The sequence below is a fragment of the Bradyrhizobium sp. SZCCHNR1002 genome (assembly GCF_032381435.1).
GTDB lineage: Bacteria > Pseudomonadota > Alphaproteobacteria > Rhizobiales > Xanthobacteraceae > Bradyrhizobium > Bradyrhizobium aeschynomenes.
Window position 1 is genome coordinate 233234 of the sequence record NZ_JAUHIS010000003.1, and the last position, 16794, is coordinate 250027.

Here is a 16794-nt window from a genome sequence, read left to right on the forward strand (position 1 = left end):
ACTTGCCCAAGAGCGCATCGGATTCCTCTTCGCTCGCTCCCAGCCGCAAGTTCGACCGCGACATGTCCATGCCCCCCGAGACTCAGGTCGTCATCGATTTCGACGACAACCGCGCCGCTTCAGCCCTCGTCGGGCCCTACGGCCAAAACCTCGCTTTGCTCGAGCGCAGGCTCGGCGTCGTCGTCGACTCGCGCGGCAACCACATCACGATCGGCGGCTCGCGTGACGGCTGCGATGCCGCGCGCCGGGTGCTGGAGTCGCTCTATGCCCAGGCCGTCAAGGGACAGGATCTGGCGCAGGGCGATGTCGAAGGCGCAATTCGCGCCGTGGTCGCGCAGGGATCGCTGTTCGAGTTCGACGCCAAGGGCGCCAAGAGCGGGTTCGAGAGCATCAACCTGCGCAAGCGGCCCGTGCGCGCCCGCACGGCCGCGCAGGATTCCTACATCCGCGCGCTGAAGCGCCATGAGCTGGTGTTCGGCATCGGCCCGGCCGGCACCGGCAAGACCTGGCTCGCGGTTGCGCATGCCGCGCAGCTGTTCGAGCGCAAGGAAGTCGATCGCATCATCCTGTCGCGGCCTGCCGTCGAAGCCGGTGAGCGGCTCGGCTTCCTGCCCGGCGACCTGCGCGAGAAGGTCGATCCATATTTGCGCCCGATCTACGACGCGCTCTACGATCTGATGGATGCGCGCGTGGTCGAGCGCGCGCTGCAGGCCGGCGAGATCGAGATCGCGCCGCTCGCCTTCATGCGCGGACGCACCTTGACCAATGCCGCAATCATCCTCGACGAGGCGCAGAACACGACATCGATGCAGATGAAGATGTTCCTCACGCGTCTCGGCGAAAACAGTCGCATGATCATCACCGGCGATCCCTCGCAGGTCGACCTGCCCAACGGCCAGACGTCGGGCCTCGCGGAAGCTGCGCGGCTACTCGACGGCGTCGAAGGGATCGCGCAGGTGAGGTTCACCGGCGAGGACGTCATTCGCCACGAGCTGGTCGCGCGCATCGTTGCAGCCTATGAAGGCCCGAAGGCCCGCTGACCTCAGAGCAAGCACGCCGATCGGCGCGTGATATCAGCGCCATCCGCACAGAACTCGATCAGGATGCCACAAAGTCCCATTCCAACCACCGAGGTGATCGTCGCAGCCGAGTGCTGGCAGGACCAGCCTGACGCCGAGGACGTCATACATCGCGCCATCATCGCCGCAGCGGAGACGGTGGACGCCGACGTCGGCGAGGCCGAGGTCGCAGTGATGCTGACGGACGATGCCGGCATCCGCACCCTGAACAACAATTGGCGCGGCATCGACAAGCCGACCAACGTATTGTCGTTTCCGGCGCTGCAGCCGACCGGACCGCGGAGCGATGACGATGCGCCGCGGATGCTCGGCGACATCGCGATCGCCTATGAGACGATGCGACGCGAGGCCGACGACGAGCAGAAGCCGTTCGACCAGCATCTCAGCCATCTCACGGTGCACGGCTTCCTGCACCTGATCGGCTATGATCACGAGACCGACGAAGAGGCCGAGGAGATGGAGGCGCTGGAGCGCGAGATCCTGGCCCATCTCGGCATCCCCGATCCCTACGCCGACCGGGAACGGACGAATTGACCATGGCCGATTCCGAGCCCATCCACGACAACCCGCGCAACACGCGCAATCTTCCGGCCGTGGTGCCGCCCTCCGAGCTCGGCCGCTCGCCGAGCGAAAACTGGCTACTGCGCGCGCTGCGCAATTTGTTCGGCTGGAAGGGCGGCGGCTCGGTCCGCGACGACCTGCAGGTCGTGCTCGATGCCTCGACACCCGACGACATCGGCTTCTCCGCAGTCGAGCGCACGCTGCTGCGCAACATCCTCGATCTGCATGAGCGTCGCATCGCCGACGTGATGGTGCATCGTGCCGACATCGTCGCGGTCCGGCGCGACATCACGCTCGGCGAACTGATGAGCCTGTTCGAGAGCGCGTCGCATTCGCGCCTCGTCGTGTACAACGACACGCTCGACGACCCCGAAGGCATGGTGCACATCCGCGATCTGCTCGCCTACACCACCGCGCAGGCGCGCGTTCCGGATGACGTGAAGGCGCGGCGCAAAAAGCCGCTGCCGGCCGGTCTCGATCTCAAGGCCGTCGACCTGTCGATGCCGCTGTTCGAGGCCAACATCATCCGCAAGCTGCTCTACGTGCCGCCGTCGATGCGCGCGATCGATCTGCTGGCGCAGATGCAGGCCTCGCGCATCCACCTGGCGCTGGTGGTCGACGAATATGGCGGCACCGACGGGCTGGTTTCGATCGAGGACATCGTCGAGCAGATCGTCGGCGAGATCGACGACGAGCACGACAGCGACGAGCCGCCGGCGATCATGCGCCAGGCCGACAACGCCTTCATCGCCGATGCCCGCGCGAGCCTCGACGACGTCCGCCGCGTCATCGGCGAGGAGTTCGTCACCGGTGAAGCCGGCGAGGGCGTGGAGACGCTGGGCGGCTATCTCGTCAACCATGTCGGCCGGCTGCCCGTACGCGGCGAGTTGATCTCCGGCCCCGGAAATTTCGAGGTCGAGGTGCTCGACGCCGATCCGCGCCGCGTCAAGCGCCTGCGGATCGCGCCGCGCAAGGAGCGGCCCGTGCCAAGGCCGCCACGCGAGAGCCGCCGCCGCGAGGCCGCGCCGGACGTGACTGCACCGGACACGGGCGCACCGGCTGAGCCGCCGCGGCCGGCAGAGGCCGGCCCGGTGCCGCATGGTGACGGCAGCAGCCCAGCCCAAGGCGGCGACGGAGCGAACTCACAGTGATCCGTCCCTCGATGATCCGCGGCCTCGCCCTTGGCGTCGTGCTGGCCTGGGGCTGGAAGCGCGCCGGCATCGCGATCGCCGCCGGCGCCCTCTCCGCACTGGCGATGGCGCCGTTCAACGCTTGGCCCGTGCTTGCACTCACCTTCCCGGTGCTGGTCTGGCTGATCGACGGCGCGGCAGCGGGGCGGCGCCGCGGCATCCCGGCTGCAGCCCTCACCGGATTCTGCTTCGGCATGGGCTATTTCGTGCCGGGCCTGTACTGGATCGGCAACGCGTTCCTGGTCGATGCGCAGACGTTCGCCTGGCTGATGCCGTTCGCCGTCCTCGGCCTGCCGGCCTATCTGGCGCTGTTCCCGGCATTGGGCTTTGCCGTGGCGCGGCTGATGTGGACGCGCGACTCCACCCGCATCCTCGCGCTGGCGGTCTGCCTGACCGCGAGCGAGTGGCTGCGCGGCCACGCGCTGACCGGCTTTCCCTGGAACGCCTTCGGCTATGCGCTGTCGCAGCCGCTGGCCCTGGCGCAATCCACCTCACTGATCGGCCTCTGGGGCATGACGTTCCTGACGGTCGCGATCTTCGCCAGCCCGGCCGTGCTGATCGACGGCAAGACCTGGCGCGCCCGCTTGCGGGTGCCGGCCGCTGCCGCCGCTCTCCTCGTCCTGATGGGCGTGTTCGGCGCCGTCCGGCTCGGCCTGAACCCGACCGCCTTCGTTTCCGACTTCAGGCTGCGGATCATGCAGCCCAACCTGCAGCAGGACGTCAAATTCAACTACGGCGCCAAGGCCGAGGTGATGCGGCGCTATCTGGCGCTGTCGGACCGCGCCGCGGGGCCGAAGGCGACCGGCGTGCGCGACACCAACGTCCTGATCTGGCCGGAATCTGCGTTTCCCTTCTTCCTGACCCGTGAGGCGGACGCGATGGGGCAGATCGCCGATCTGCTGTCGCCGGGCACGGTTCTGATCACCGGTTCGGTCCGCGCCCCGGACGGGCCCCGCAACACGCCGATCACCCGGGCCTACAATTCGATCTATGTGATCGATCACGACGGCACCGTGCTCTCGGTCTACGACAAGCTCCATCTGGTGCCGTTCGGCGAGTTCCTGCCGTTCCAGAACCTGCTGGAGCGGATCGGCCTGGAGCAGCTGACGCGGGTGCAGGGTGGCTTCATTGCAGGCACCGTGCGACGCAACCTGGACGTGCCACACGCACCGCGTGTTCTTCCTTTGATCTGCTACGAGGCGATCTTTCCGAGCGACGGCGTGCCCCACGAGGAACGTCCGGGTTGGATCGTCAACCTGACCAATGATGGCTGGTTCGGTATCTCGACCGGTCCTCATCAGCATCTGCAGCAGGCGCAGTGGCGCGCCATCGAACAGGGCCTTCCATTAGTTCGATCAGCGAACACGGGTATCTCAGCGGTGATCGATCCTGTCGGCCGCATCACGTCGCAACTCTCTCTCGGCGCCGAAGGCGTGCTCGATTCCGCGCTGCCTCTTGCGCTGCAGCCCACAGTTTACGCGCGATTAGGCGACATTCCGGCCGCAATCCTGTTAGTGCTCGCCCTGAGCACTGTCGTTCGCAGACGTGTTGCTCAAAAGCTTCCCTGACGACAGCAAGATCTGAATTCTTTCCGGCTGCGTAAGATTTTTTTTGACAAGCAAAACCCCAAGTGTTGACAGATAGCTGCTGCAATTCGCATTCTCGCGCGGCAGCATGAGCCGTCCAGTCTGTTGCTCAGCCCGTCTTCGTTAGTACGATCTGCGCGCAGAAATTGACGGTGTGAGCGCCTGAGGCATACTGCGACCGCCTCGTTCCGAGGCCTGATTCTAAGGAGTTGAGAGATGTCGACGAAAGCGCCCAACCCTGTTGACAAGCATGTCGGCAGCCGGGTGCGGATGCGCCGTATCATGTTGGGCATGAGCCAGGAAAAACTTGGTGAGGCTCTCGGACTCACGTTCCAGCAGATACAGAAGTACGAAAAAGGCACCAATCGAGTCGGCGCCAGCCGGATCCAGCAGATCTCAGAAGTCCTGCAGGTCCCTGTCTCGTTCCTGTTCGAAGGCGTCCCCAGTGGCGGGACCAACGGTGAGGCTTTCGGCGAGGGCGCTTCTCCCGCCTATGTATCTGATTTTCTGGCAACCTCCGAAGGACTGGCGTTGACCCGCGCATTCACGCGGATCCACGATTCCAAGCTTCGGCGCAGCATCGTCGACCTGGTCGAGCAGATTGCTGATCGCGAGGCTCCGGAGGAAGGCTAGCTGATGCGCCGGCGCTGACATTCCTATTGCGGACACTCTCATATGAATGTCAGCGCCTCGGGGGGCCATTAGCAGACCACGTTTGGCGAACGACGCACTGGGCACGCGCCGTTCCGCCGGACGAATGAGCCGATAGACAGACCAGATCACGACCAATAGAGCGCGATGGCTATCCCTCGGGAAATGCTGTCGCGCTCTAAATCATTTTGTGCGCATGTGGCGCGGGAGCTGGCGGCACGCCGGCTCGCCCGGGCGAAAACCGGCACTCAGCGCCATCCTCCCCGACTACCATTTGCTAACCATAGAGAACTGCTCGCAAAGCTCATGATCGCTGACAGCAATCCGTTCGATAGTCGCACAATTCTTGAAGGCATCCGCCGCTGGGTGGAGATCGAGACCCCAACCGAGGCGCCCGATCGCGTCAACGAGCTGGCTTCGCTGGTCGCCGAGGGCTATCGCGGGCTCGACGCCTCGGTCGAACGGATCGCCGGCCGCGATGGCTGCGGCGACCATCTGCTGGTGCGCTCGGCGTGGGGACAGAACGAGCCGGGCATCCTCGTGCTCAGCCATCTCGACACGGTGCATCCGCTCGGCTTCATCGAGCGCCTGCCGTTCGCGATCGACGGCGACGTCGCGTTCGGCCCCGGCATCTACGACATGAAGGGCGGCGCCTATCTCGCTTATCACGCCTTCCGTCAGCTCTGCGCCAACGGAGAGCGACCGCCGCTCGGCATTACTCATTTGTTCGTCTCGGATGAAGAGATCGGCAGCCCCACCTCCCGCGCGCTGATCGAGGAGGAAGGTCGCAGGGCCAAATACGTGCTGGTGACCGAGCCGGCGCGCGACGGCGGCAAGATCGTCACCGGACGCAAGGGCGTCGCGCGCTTCGACGTCGCGATCCGCGGCGTCCCCGCCCACGCCGGCGCGCGTCCACAGGATGGACGCAGTGCGATCCGCGAACTCGCCAACGTGATCCATGCGCTCGAAGCACTGAACGATCCCGCGCGCGGCGTGACGGTGAATGTCGGCGTGGTCCGGGGCGGTACGCGCCCGAACGTGATCGCAGAGGAAGCCTATGCGGAGGTCGACGCGCGGCTGCCGACGCCTGCGGATGCCGACGAGATCGTGCCCAAGATTCTTGGTCTCACATCCCGCAGCGAGGGCGTCACCGTCCAAGTGAAGGGCGAGGTCAACCGGCCTCCCTATGTCAAAGGCAACGCGGGCGCAGCCTTGTTCGAGCACGCCAGATCGCTGGCGGAAGAGATCGGCTTCGAGCTCGCCGACACCTACACGGGCGGCGGCTCCGACGGCAATTTCACCGCGCCCTTCACCGCAACGCTCGATGGGCTCGGCGTCGACGGCAAGGGCGCGCATACGCATTACGAGCAGATGTACATCTCCTCGATCGAGCCGCGGACGCGGCTTCTCCATCGTCTCTTCCAGACCCTGCGATGAGCGCCACAACCACCATGCCCGTCGATGACGATGACACCGGCAATGAGGCTCTGCATGGCCAGGGCTCGTTCTTCGGCCGGCGCAAGGGCCACAAGCTCCGCGCGCACCAAGCCGACCTGGTCGAGAACCTGCTGCCGCACCTCGCGCTCGATCTTTCCGCCTCTGCCGAATTCGTGCTGCCGGCGCTATACGATCCCCCCGTCGAAGCGCTGCGGCTGGAGATCGGCTTCGGCGGCGGCGAGCATCTGGCTGCAGAAGCCAAGGCGCATCCGACCACCGGCTTCATCGGCTGCGAGCCCTACGTCAACGGCATGGCCAAGATCCTGTCCGCGATCGAGGCCGACAACATCGGCAATGTCAGGCTGCTGGCGGGCGACGCCGCCGAGCTGCTCGCCTGGCTGCCGCCGCAGTCGCTGCAGCGGATCGACCTGATCCACCCCGATCCCTGGCCGAAGCGACGGCACTGGAAACGGCGCTTCGTGCAGGACGCAACCATCGCCGCGATGGCGCGCGCGCTGAAGCCTGGCGGCGAATTCCGCTTCGTCAGCGACATCGCCGACTATTGCGCCTGGACCTTGTGGCACCTGCTGCGCTCGCCCGACTTCGTCTGGACGGCGGAGCGAGCCGATGATTGGCGACTGCCCTGGGCGGGCTACACGATGACGCGCTACGGCCGGAAAGCGACGCGCGAAGGCCGCGTCGCCAACTACCTGATCTTCCGGCGGCGCTAGTTCCAGCGCGTCAGTGCCGCGTTCTCCAGAATGCAACGACGCGCTCGGCGGTCGATGACAGCAGACGCGCGTAGTTGAGCTTGATCGCATCGATGTCGCGCTGTGCCGGCACGCGCTTGCGCCCGAGCCGGAGCACGATCAGCGCCTGCACGGTGCCCCAGTCGAGCCCGATCTTGCGCCCGAGAATGAGCAGCGGGTCATGGCGGTCGCCGGAGACGAGACGATCGAGCGTTGCGAGCTTGAGCCCGGTCATCGCAGCCAGCGCAGCGATGACCTCCTCATATTTGTGCGCGCGCGCAAATCCGAGCAGTGCGGCCTCGTCGAGCGCGTTCGCTTCATAGAGCGCCAGAATGATCCGCTGCGCGGGAACGAAATTGCGCTTGCCGTCGCTCCGGCCGGCCGCATCGCCGGGCTTCGCCACGGCCAGCCTGATCTTCGCCTGCCGCTCCGGTCCGACCACATCGAACAGCCGCCGCTTGACGACGTCGAGCGCGCCATCGAGCAGTCTCTTAAGATGATCGTCGGAGAGATCCTCGCGCTTGCCGACCGTGAGCGTCAGCACGCCGTCGAAGCTCGCGCGATTGATCAGCTCGGTATAGCCGGGCGCGGAGAACGCCGCACCGGCATTGGCTGCGGTCCGCCGCACCACATCCCTGTCACCACGCCGCACCAGCACGTCGGTCATGTCGGCCGACAGACGTGGACGCTCGGCTATGGCCAGCAGATGGCCTTGGCCCTTGTCGCGCGCCACGTCGATGAGCACGTCGTCGTCGAGCACGGGAGAACGACGCAGCAGCGGACCGGCCACCGCAACCTCGTCGTCACGGGCGAGCTGGCCGACGACGGCACGCGGCGCCCGGGCAAGCCGCGACAGCCGCTCGGCCAGATCGATCCGCGTTTGCTGATCCGCGAGCGGGACCAGATCGATCAGCAACCCATCGAACAGATTGATGTGCTCGGGACGCAGCCTGCCGGCATCTTCGAAAAACAGGTCGGCGATGCGGCGTGTCGCCTCGAGGCCGCGCTCGGCGTCACGATGCCTCACGATCCCGTCGAGTCCGGGGATCAATGCGGTGGCGGGGGTCATGATGTCTACCCGATACGCAACACAACAGACGTCCGCGCGCTCCGCCCCCCCTCATGCTCCAGAGCAAAGCGCCCGAATTCATTCTGTTTTTAGCGGATCTTGGTGAATGAAGGGTTAGACACCTGATGTCGAGCCGTTGCGTGCGTCCCCGGCCGGATCGCCGACGCGACGGGCTTTCTGCAGTTCCGGGCCTGTTTGGCGGAGACGACCCTTTTGGCCGAGACGACCCTTGCCGTCAGGCGCCAAAGCGGCTATATGAGCGCCATCAAACATCATCTCATATACGATCGCGTAGTGAGGGTGGGCCCTTCCGGACCCGCTCTTTTTTGTTACCTGGATCGCCCTGCCATCGGCGCGATCGATCCGGTGAGCGCGATCGGCCAGGCCTGACGGCCGCAAGCAGCAAGACACGCGATCGACGCCTCGATGACGGAACCGACCCTCGCAACCGCTGAGACCGACCTTCTGACCGAGCCCCGGCTCGTCGTCGAGCCGGGCGTGGCGGCGCGCGTGGCTGCCGTGGCCGACCCGGTGTTGCAGGCAATGGGCTACCGGCTGGTGCGGATCCGCATCTCCGGCGAGTCCGGCTGCACGGTGCAGGTGATGGCCGAACGTCCCGACGGCACGATGCAGATCGAGGATTGCGAGGCGGTGTCGCGGGCCCTGTCGCCCGTGCTCGACATCGCCGACCCGATCGACCGCGCCTATCGTCTCGAGATCTCCTCGCCGGGTATCGACCGGCCGCTGGTCCGCCGCTCCGATTTCGAGCGTCACATCGGCCATCTCGTCAAGATCGAGATGGCCGTGGCCTATCAGAACCGCAAGCGCTTCCGCGGCATCATCAAAGGCGTCGAAGGCGATGGCGTGCGCATCACCCGCGACGACGTGGCGAAGGACCAGGACCCGGACGTCGTGCTACCGATGGCGGACATTGGCGACGCCAAGATGGTGCTGACCGACGAGCTGATCGCCGAGTCCATGCGCCGCGGCAAGGCCGCCGAGCGCGAGAAGAAGCGCGACCTCGGATTGGCGCCACCGCTGGCGCCCCACGCCAAGCCGGCGGCCCAGGCCAAGCCGAAACCGAAGTTGAAGGACAAGCAGCCGGTCAAGAAGCCGCTGCCGACCAACACCAAGAAACATCGCCTCGCCGCCGACCGCGCGCGCAGAGGCGAGATCGATCCTGATTAGAGGAGACTAGACCCATGGCCGTCAGCGCCAACCGGTTGGAACTGCTGCAGATCGCCGACGCCGTCGCGCGCGAGAAGTCGATCGACCGCGGCATCGTGATCGCCGCCATGGAAGACGCGATCGCCAAGGCCGCCCGCGCCCGCTATGGCAGCGAGACCGACGTGCATGCCGAGATCGATCCGCGCAAGGGTGAGCTGCGGCTGTCGCGCCACATGCTGGTGGTCGAGAAGGTCGAGAACCCCTCCAACCAGATCTCGCTCGATGATGCCCGCCGCGCCAATCCGGGCGCGCAGATCGGCGACACCATCGCCGACACCTTGCCGCCGCTCGAGTATGGCCGCATCGCCGCGCAGTCGGCCAAGCAGGTCATCGTGCAGAAGGTGCGCGAGGCCGAGCGCGACCGGCAGTACCAGGAGTTCAAGGACCGCATCGGCGACATCGTCAACGGCGTCGTCAAGCGCGTCGAATATGGCAGCGTGATCCTCGACCTCGGCCGTGGCGAGGCGATCATCCGCCGCGACGAGATGCTGCCGCGCGAAGTGTTCCGCAACGGCGACCGCGTCCGCGCCTATGTGTTCGACGTGCGCCGCGAGACCCGCGGTCCGCAGATCTTCCTGTCGCGCACCCATCCACAATTCATGGCCAAGCTGTTCGCGCAGGAGGTGCCGGAAATCTATGACGGCATCGTCGAGATCAAGGCGGTCGCCCGCGACCCCGGCTCGCGCGCCAAGATCGGCGTCGTGTCGCGCGACTCCTCGGTCGACCCGGTCGGCGCCTGCGTCGGCATGCGCGGCTCGCGCGTGCAGGCCGTGGTGAACGAGCTGCAGGGCGAGAAGATCGACATCATCCCGTGGTCGCCCGACATCGCGACCTTCGTGGTCAACGCGCTGGCGCCGGCGGAAGTCGCCAAGGTCGTCATCGACGAGGACCGCGAGCGCATCGAGGTCGTGGTGCCCGATACCAACAACCAGCTGTCGCTGGCAATCGGCCGCCGCGGCCAGAACGTCCGCCTTGCGTCGCAGCTGACCGGCTGGGATATCGACATCCTCACCGAGCAGGAGGAATCGGAGCGCCGCCAGGCCGACTTCGAGAACTCGACCCGCGTGTTCATGGAATCGCTCAACGTCGACGAGGTCGTCGGCCAGCTGCTGGCGTCCGAGGGCTTCACCTCGGTCGAGGAACTGGCGCTGGTCGATCTGAAGGATCTCGCCGGCATCGAGGGCTTCGACGAGGAGACCGCGACCGAGTTGCAGACCCGCGCCCGCGAATTCCTGGAGCAGCAGGAGGCCGAGCTCGAGGCCAAGCGCAAGGAGCTCGGCGTCGAGGACGCCGTGAAGGCGGTGCCCGGCGTGACCACCAAGATGCTGGTCAAGTTCGGCGAGAACGACATCAAGACGGTCGACGATCTCGCCGGCTGCGCCACCGACGATCTGGTCGGCTGGACCGAGCGCAAGGACGGCGGGGAAGCCACCAAATTCCCCGGCATTCTCGACGGCCTCGACGTATCCCGCGACGACGCCGAAGCCATGGTGATGCAGGCCCGCGTCAAGGCGGGCTGGATCAGCGAGGCCGATCTCGCCAAGGCGGAGGCCGATGCCGAGGATGAATCCGAAGAACAGACCGCCTGAGCCATGGACGCCGTGATGACAGCCGCCATGACCATGATCGCTTGAGATGAGGAGCCGCATCACCGCATGCTCGCTTTGGCCGACCCCGAGCTCGACAATGGACCGCGGACCGACAAGTCCGCGACCATGCGCATGTGCGCGGTCAGCCGCGAGGTGCGGCCGATCGGCGAGCTGATCCGCTTCGTCGTCGGCCCGTCGGGCGAGGTCGTGCCCGACATCAAGCGCAAGCTGCCCGGGCGGGGGTTGTGGATCACCGCATCACGACAGGCGGTTGCGGAAGCGGTGCGGCGTCACCATTTCAGCCGCGGGTTCAAGGCGAACGTCCGCGTCCATCCGACACTTGCTGAGGATCTCGAGGCCTTGCTGGCCCGCAGCGCGATCGAGGCGCTGGGCATCGCCGCCAAGGCGGGCCAGGTCGTCTCGGGTTTCTCCAAGGTGGAAGCGGCGCTGTCGCAGCGCCAGTCCCGGACCACATTGGCGGCCCTGATCCACGCAGCGGACGGCGCAGCCGACGGGATTCGCAAGCTCGACGCGCTGGTCCGGACGCCTGACGGCGACCAGGGCCAAGCCCTGCCATTTCCGATCATCTGCTGCCTCACTTCGGCAGAATTGGATTTGGCACTTGGGCGCTCAAATGTGATACATGCTGCCGTGCTCGCAGGCCCGGCGAGCAGGACATTCCTGTCGCGCAGCCAGACACTGGTCCGATACCGGTCGGCCGACGCTGACAAGATTGCCGGAACCGCGGCCACGAAATCTGCTTCGACTTCGACGACATAGCTACGAATACGCGACGATTGCACGAATGGGACGGTGCGGCAGACCCGCACGCTGGTAAACGAGATTAGGACGACTGAATGGCCGATCAAAACACTCCGGGCGACAAGAAACTCGGTGTCCCGAGCAAGACCTTGACGCTCAAGCCGCGCGTCGAGACTGGCACGGTGCGTCAGAGCTTCCCACACGGCCGGAGCAAGCAGGTGGTGGTCGAGAAGCGCGGCACCAAGCGCCGCGTCGGCGATGGGGCGCCCGATGCGCCGCATGCGCCGGAGCCGACCGTCGCCAAGGCGCCACCGCCGCCGCCTCCGAGCAACCGCCCGTCCGGGCCGCGTTCGTCCGGACCTCAACGCAGCGGATCCGGCGTCGTGCTGCGGACCCTGACCGAGGATGAGCGCTCGGCCCGCGCCAGCGCGCTGGCCGATGCCCGCGTCCGCGACATCGAGGAACGCCGTCAGGCCGAGGAGGAAGCCCGCCGCCGCGCCGAGCGCGAAGCCGCCGAACGCGCCGAGCGCGAGGCTGCCGAGGCGCGCCGCAAGGCCGAGGAAGAACGTCATCGCCATGAAGAGGAAGCCAAGCGCAAGGCCGAGCTCGAGGCCAAGAAGCGCTTCGGCGAAGGCGAGGCGCCCCGCCCGACGACATCGTCAGCGCCGCAGCCCACGGTGACCGCGCCGGCCAGGCCCGCGCAGGCTCCGGGTCGCCCGCAAGGCGCGCCGGGCAGCCGGCCGCAGCAGATCGGCACCAGCTCGCGCCCCGGTGGCGCGCAGCCCGCCGGCGCACGTCCTGCCGGAGCCCGCCCGGCCGGCGGTGGCCCGCTCGGCCGCGCACCGGGTGTCGCCGCAGGTCCCGACGAGGATGAGGGTCCGCGGCAGATCCGCCGGGGTCCCGGCGGCGCCGCGCGTCCGGCCCCGCCGCCGAAGACCACGCACAAGCCAGGCCCGCAGAAGCAGCGCGGCCGCTTGACCGTTGTCACGGCGCTCACGGCCGATGACGTGCGCGAGCGCTCGATCGCCTCGTTCCGCCGCCGCACCCAGCGCCTGAAGGGCCATGCCGCCAATGAGCAGAAGGAAAAGCTGATCCGCGAGGTCACGATTCCGGAAGCGATCACGATCCAGGAGCTCGCGAACCGCATGTCGGAGCGCGCGGTCGACGTGATTCGTCTGCTGATGCGCCAGGGCGCGATGCACAAGATCACCGACGTGATCGATGCCGACACCGCGCAGCTGATCGCCGAAGAGCTCGGCCACACCGTCAAGCGCGTCGCCGCGTCGGACGTGGAAGAGGGCCTGTTCGACGTCGTCGACGATTCGACCGACACCGAGCCGCGTTCGCCGGTCGTGACCGTCATGGGCCACGTCGACCACGGCAAGACCTCGCTGCTCGACGCGCTGCGCCACGCCAACGTGGTCTCGGGCGAGGCCGGCGGCATCACCCAGCACATCGGCGCCTATCAGGTGACGGCGCCGGATTCCGGCAAGAAGATCACCTTCATCGACACGCCCGGCCACGCCGCGTTCACCGCGATGCGCGCCCGCGGCGCCAAGGTCACCGACATCGTCGTGCTGGTGGTCGCGGCCGATGACGGCGTGATGCCGCAGACGATCGAGGCCATCAACCACGCCAAGGCGGCGAAGGTGCCGATGATCGTGGCGATCAACAAGATCGACAAGCCCGATGCCCGTCCCGAGCGCGTCCGCACCGAGCTGCTGCAGCACGAGGTGCAGGTCGAATCGCTGGGCGGCGAGGTCGTCGACGTCGAGGTGTCCGCCAAGAACAAGACCAATCTCGATCGTCTGCTCGAGATGATCGCGCTGCAAGCCGACATCCTCGACCTGAAGACCAATTCGGATCGTCCGGCCGAGGGCACCGTGATCGAAGCCAAGCTCGATCGCGGCCGTGGTCCGGTCGCCACCGTGCTGGTCCAGCGCGGCACCCTTCGTGTCGGCGACATCATCGTCGCCGGCGCCGAGATGGGCCGCGTCCGCGCGCTGATCTCCGATCAGGGCGAGACCCTGCAGGAGGCGGGTCCGTCAGTGCCGGTCGAGGTGCTCGGCTTCAACGGTCCGCCGGAAGCCGGCGATCGTCTCGCCGTGGTCGAGAACGAAGCCCGCGCCCGCCAGGTCACCAGCTATCGTGCGCACCAGAAGCGCGAGAACGCCGCTGCCTCGATCTCCGGCATGCGCGGCTCGCTCGAGCAGATGATGTCGCAATTGAAGACCGCGGGCCGCAAGGAATTCCCGCTGGTCATCAAGGCCGACGTGCAGGGCTCGCTGGAAGCCATTCTCGGCTCACTGGAGAAGCTCGGCACCGAGGAGGTCGCCGCCCGGATCCTGCATGCCGGCGTCGGCGGCATCAGCGAGTCGGACGTGACGCTGGCCGAAGGCTTCAACGCCGCGATCATCGGCTTCTCGGTCCGAGCCAACAAGGAAGCCGCCGCGCTCGCCAAGCGCAACGGCATCGAGATCCGCTACTACAACATCATCTACGACCTCGTGGACGACGTGAAGAAGGCGATGAGCGGTCTGCTTGCGCCGACGCTCCGCGAGACCATGCTCGGCAATGCGCAGATCCTCGAGGTGTTCAACATCTCCAAGGTCGGCAAGGTCGCCGGCTGCCGCGTCACCGACGGCACCGTCGAGCGCGGCGCCAATGTCCGCCTGATCCGCGACAACGTCGTGGTTCACGAGGGCAAGCTGTCGACCCTGAAGCGCTTCAAGGACGAAGTGAAGGAAGTGCAGGCCGGCCAGGAATGCGGCATGGCTTTCGAGAGCTACGGCGACATGCGTGTCGGCGACGTCATCGAGTGTTATCGCGTGGAGACCATTCAGCGCTCGCTGTAAGTCCGAATCCTACAGAGCGCGCTGCGATCAAGTGAGCAGCGATTCCGCGCATCTGCGGAATCGCTGCGCATCTTGAACTTAACCAAGCGTCGTTGAACTCAATCAGAATGATCCTCTCGCCCGCGCTCACGCCGGGCGATGATCCGTTGGATTTTTGAAAAATGCCTCGCCATCACCAGAGAGGGAGCGCAGCTTCCGGCGGCTCGCAGCGTCAGCTGCGCGTGGCCGAGACCGTGCGTCACGCTGTCGCCGACATTCTCAGCCAGGGTCACGCGCATGATCCGGACCTGGAGGGACACATCATTACGGTGCCCGAAGTCCGCATGTCCCCAGACCTGAAGCTCGCCACGATCTACATCATGCCGCTCGGCGGACGCGACACCGACGTCGTGCTCGCCGCGCTCGAGCGCAACAAGAAGTTCCTGCGCGGCGAAGTCGCGCGCCGCGTTAACCTGAAATTTGCACCTGACATCCGCTTCCGCGTCGACGAGCGATTCGACGAAGCAGAACGGATCGAGAAATTACTGCGAACACCTGCGGTGCAGAGAGACCTCCATTCGGATTCGGAAGAGAGCTGATGACCATTCCCCCCGAAACCGGCACTGTCGATGCGCTGAGCGCCGAGCCGACCGTTGTCAAAACCAGCAATTTTTCCGACGGGCGCACGCCGCGCGACAACAACGACCCGCGCAGCAGACAGAAGCAGGGTAACCAGCCTCGCCGCGACCGCCGCGACGTCCACGGCTGGGTCGTGCTCGACAAGCCGATCGGCATGACGTCGACGCAGGCGGTGGCCATCCTGAAGCGCCTGTTCCAGGCCAAGCGCGCCGGCCACGCCGGAACGCTGGATCCGCTCGCCTCCGGAGGTCTGCCGATCGCGCTGGGCGAAGCCACCAAGACCGTTCCGTTCGTGATGGACGGCCGCAAGCGCTACCGCTTCACGGTGTGCTGGGGTGAGGAGCGCGATACCGACGACACCGAGGGCCGCGTGGTCCACACCAGCGAGCAGAGGCCGGACGCGGAGGCCATTCGCGCGCTGCTGCCGCAATTTACCGGCCGGATCGAGCAGACGCCGCCGCGCTATTCCGCCATCAAGATCCAGGGCGAGCGCGCCTATGACCTCGCCCGGGATGGCGAGGTCGTCGAGTTGCAGCCGCGCCCGGTCGAGATCCACGAATTGACCCTCGTCGACCAGCCCGACCCCGATCACGCGGTGTTCGAGGCGGAATGCGGCAAGGGAACCTATGTCCGGGCGCTGGCCCGCGACATGGGCCGAATCCTCGGCTGCTACGGCCATATCAGCGCGCTCCGGCGGACCCTGGTCGGGCCGTTTACCGAGAACGACATGATTCCGCTGGAACAGTTGGAGGCTTTGTGCAATAGAGCCGCGTCCGGTGAGGGAAGCCTCGCCGACGCACTGCTGCCCGTTGAGACCGCGCTGGACGACATCCCGGCACTGGCCGTCACTCGGGCTGATGCGGCAAGGCTCCATCGGGGCCAGGCCGTCTTGTTGCGCGGACGGGATGCGCCCCAAAGTAGCGGCACAGTCTATGTCACGGTCGCAGGCCGCCTTCTGGCGCTTGCCGAAATTGGCAATGGCGAACTCATCCCCAAGCGCGTGTTCAACCTGACCGGACTGACTGCCAGCTCCGGTCGCAACGAAAGAGACTGACGATGTCGGTGACCGCAGAGCGCAAGGCGGAAATCATCAAGGCGAATGCCACCAAGGCCGGTGACACCGGTTCTCCCGAGGTGCAGGTCGCGATCCTGTCTGAACGCATCAACAACCTGACCAGCCATTTCAAGACCCACGGCAAGGACAACCACTCCCGCCGCGGCCTCCTGAAGCTGGTGTCGACCCGCCGTTCGCTGCTGGACTATCTGAAGAAGAACGACGAGGCGCGCTACAAGGCGCTGCTCGAGAAGCACAACATCCGTCGTTGAGCTTCGCTGTGGAATGAGCGCGCGCGAGTTCGCGCGCGTGATGGCATGGTCCCGAGAACCCCGCAGATCGCGGCGTTCGCTAAGTCCGGGATCAT

The 16794-nt window shown here is 66.3% G+C and carries 15 protein-coding genes; 14 read left to right on the top strand and 1 reads right to left on the bottom strand.

The window, feature by feature from the left end:
* Nucleotides 1-2: 2 nt before the first annotated feature.
* The 7 genes from QX108_RS17335 to trmB all read left to right on the top strand — a co-directional run bounded on the left by QX108_RS17335 (nucleotide 3) and on the right by trmB (nucleotide 7235).
* Nucleotides 3-1040 (top strand): PhoH family protein, encoded by a 1038-nt coding sequence (locus tag QX108_RS17335; RefSeq protein ID WP_172113529.1) that lies wholly within the window; start codon nucleotides 3-5, stop codon nucleotides 1038-1040.
* 63 nt (nucleotides 1041-1103) lie between these two features.
* Nucleotides 1104-1613: an rRNA maturation RNase YbeY gene (gene ybeY / locus QX108_RS17340; RefSeq protein ID WP_315780869.1), complete on the top strand. Its 510-nt coding sequence runs from the start codon at nucleotides 1104-1106 to the stop codon at nucleotides 1611-1613.
* 2 nt (nucleotides 1614-1615) lie between these two features.
* Nucleotides 1616-2791, top strand: coding sequence for a hemolysin family protein (locus QX108_RS17345; protein WP_315723021.1), 1176 nt, complete (start codon nucleotides 1616-1618; stop codon nucleotides 2789-2791).
* Nucleotides 2792-2802: 11 nt separating this feature from the next.
* Nucleotides 2803-4398, top strand: coding sequence for an apolipoprotein N-acyltransferase (gene lnt / locus QX108_RS17350; protein WP_315781355.1), 1596 nt, complete (start codon nucleotides 2803-2805; stop codon nucleotides 4396-4398).
* Nucleotides 4399-4632: 234 nt separating this feature from the next.
* A complete protein-coding gene (locus QX108_RS17355; RefSeq protein WP_006615449.1) occupies nucleotides 4633-5049 on the top strand; it encodes a helix-turn-helix domain-containing protein in 417 nt (138 codons plus the stop codon).
* Nucleotides 5050-5373: 324 nt separating this feature from the next.
* Complete coding sequence (locus tag QX108_RS17360) at nucleotides 5374-6504, top strand: M20 family metallopeptidase (RefSeq protein WP_315780871.1); 1131 nt, start codon at nucleotides 5374-5376, stop codon at nucleotides 6502-6504.
* Nucleotides 6501-7235 carry a tRNA (guanosine(46)-N7)-methyltransferase TrmB gene (gene trmB, locus QX108_RS17365; RefSeq protein WP_315780873.1) on the top strand — a complete coding sequence of 245 codons (735 nt, stop codon included), beginning with the start codon at nucleotides 6501-6503 and terminating at the stop codon, nucleotides 7233-7235. Before QX108_RS17360 ends, trmB begins: the two co-directional genes overlap by 4 nt.
* Before the next feature lie 10 nt (nucleotides 7236-7245).
* Here the strand turns inward: trmB and QX108_RS17370 are convergent, their stop codons facing one another.
* Entirely contained in the window at nucleotides 7246-8322 is a 1077-nt protein-coding gene (locus QX108_RS17370) for a DUF2336 domain-containing protein (protein ID WP_315723027.1), read from the bottom strand.
* Nucleotides 8323-8748: 426 nt separating this feature from the next.
* Here QX108_RS17370 and rimP point away from each other — a divergent pair, with 426 nt between their 5' ends.
* The 7 genes from rimP to rpsO all read left to right on the top strand — a co-directional run bounded on the left by rimP (nucleotide 8749) and on the right by rpsO (nucleotide 16699).
* Nucleotides 8749-9510, top strand: a complete 762-nt coding sequence (rimP, locus tag QX108_RS17375) for a ribosome maturation factor RimP (protein WP_315780875.1) — start codon at nucleotides 8749-8751, stop codon at nucleotides 9508-9510.
* A gap of 14 nt (nucleotides 9511-9524) precedes the next feature.
* Nucleotides 9525-11138 carry a transcription termination factor NusA gene (gene nusA, locus QX108_RS17380; RefSeq protein WP_315723031.1) on the top strand — a complete coding sequence of 538 codons (1614 nt, stop codon included), beginning with the start codon at nucleotides 9525-9527 and terminating at the stop codon, nucleotides 11136-11138.
* A gap of 66 nt (nucleotides 11139-11204) precedes the next feature.
* A complete protein-coding gene (locus QX108_RS17385; protein WP_172132526.1) occupies nucleotides 11205-11918 on the top strand; it encodes an RNA-binding protein in 714 nt (237 codons plus the stop codon).
* Nucleotides 11919-11995: 77 nt separating this feature from the next.
* Nucleotides 11996-14755, top strand: coding sequence for a translation initiation factor IF-2 (gene infB / locus QX108_RS17390; RefSeq protein WP_172113538.1), 2760 nt, complete (start codon nucleotides 11996-11998; stop codon nucleotides 14753-14755).
* Between the two features lie 161 nt (nucleotides 14756-14916).
* The gene (rbfA, locus tag QX108_RS17395; RefSeq protein ID WP_172113685.1) at nucleotides 14917-15333 is read left to right on the top strand and encodes a 30S ribosome-binding factor RbfA; all 417 of its coding nucleotides are present in this window, start codon (nucleotides 14917-14919) and stop codon (nucleotides 15331-15333) included.
* Nucleotides 15333-16427 carry a tRNA pseudouridine(55) synthase TruB gene (gene truB / locus QX108_RS17400; RefSeq protein WP_315723037.1) on the top strand — a complete coding sequence of 365 codons (1095 nt, stop codon included), beginning with the start codon at nucleotides 15333-15335 and terminating at the stop codon, nucleotides 16425-16427. Before rbfA ends, truB begins: the two co-directional genes overlap by 1 nt.
* A 2-nt stretch (nucleotides 16428-16429) precedes the next feature.
* Nucleotides 16430-16699, top strand: coding sequence for a 30S ribosomal protein S15 (gene rpsO, locus QX108_RS17405; RefSeq protein ID WP_009025947.1), 270 nt, complete (start codon nucleotides 16430-16432; stop codon nucleotides 16697-16699).
* The last annotated feature ends 95 nt before the right edge of the window (nucleotides 16700-16794 follow it).

Bases quoted from the DNA above. Each gene is read 5' to 3' on its own strand.
- ybeY (WP_315780869.1), top strand. From the start codon at position 1,104: ATGCCACAAAGTCCCATTCCAACCACCGAGGTGATCGTCGCAGCCGAG.
- QX108_RS17345 (WP_315723021.1), top strand. From the start codon at position 1,616: ATGGCCGATTCCGAGCCCATCCACGACAACCCGCGCAACACGCGCAAT.
- lnt (WP_315781355.1), top strand. From the start codon at position 2,803: ATGATCCGCGGCCTCGCCCTTGGCGTCGTGCTGGCCTGGGGCTGGAAG.
- QX108_RS17355 (WP_006615449.1), top strand. From the start codon at position 4,633: ATGTCGACGAAAGCGCCCAACCCTGTTGACAAGCATGTCGGCAGCCGG.
- QX108_RS17360 (WP_315780871.1), top strand. From the start codon at position 5,374: ATGATCGCTGACAGCAATCCGTTCGATAGTCGCACAATTCTTGAAGGC.
- trmB (WP_315780873.1), top strand. From the start codon at position 6,501: ATGAGCGCCACAACCACCATGCCCGTCGATGACGATGACACCGGCAAT.
- QX108_RS17370 (WP_315723027.1), bottom strand. From the start codon at position 8,322: ATGACCCCCGCCACCGCATTGATCCCCGGACTCGACGGGATCGTGAGG.
- rimP (WP_315780875.1), top strand. From the start codon at position 8,749: ATGACGGAACCGACCCTCGCAACCGCTGAGACCGACCTTCTGACCGAG.
- nusA (WP_315723031.1), top strand. From the start codon at position 9,525: ATGGCCGTCAGCGCCAACCGGTTGGAACTGCTGCAGATCGCCGACGCC.
- QX108_RS17385 (WP_172132526.1), top strand. From the start codon at position 11,205: ATGCTCGCTTTGGCCGACCCCGAGCTCGACAATGGACCGCGGACCGAC.
- infB (WP_172113538.1), top strand. From the start codon at position 11,996: ATGGCCGATCAAAACACTCCGGGCGACAAGAAACTCGGTGTCCCGAGC.
- rbfA (WP_172113685.1), top strand. From the start codon at position 14,917: ATGCCTCGCCATCACCAGAGAGGGAGCGCAGCTTCCGGCGGCTCGCAG.
- truB (WP_315723037.1), top strand. From the start codon at position 15,333: ATGACCATTCCCCCCGAAACCGGCACTGTCGATGCGCTGAGCGCCGAG.
- rpsO (WP_009025947.1), top strand. From the start codon at position 16,430: ATGTCGGTGACCGCAGAGCGCAAGGCGGAAATCATCAAGGCGAATGCC.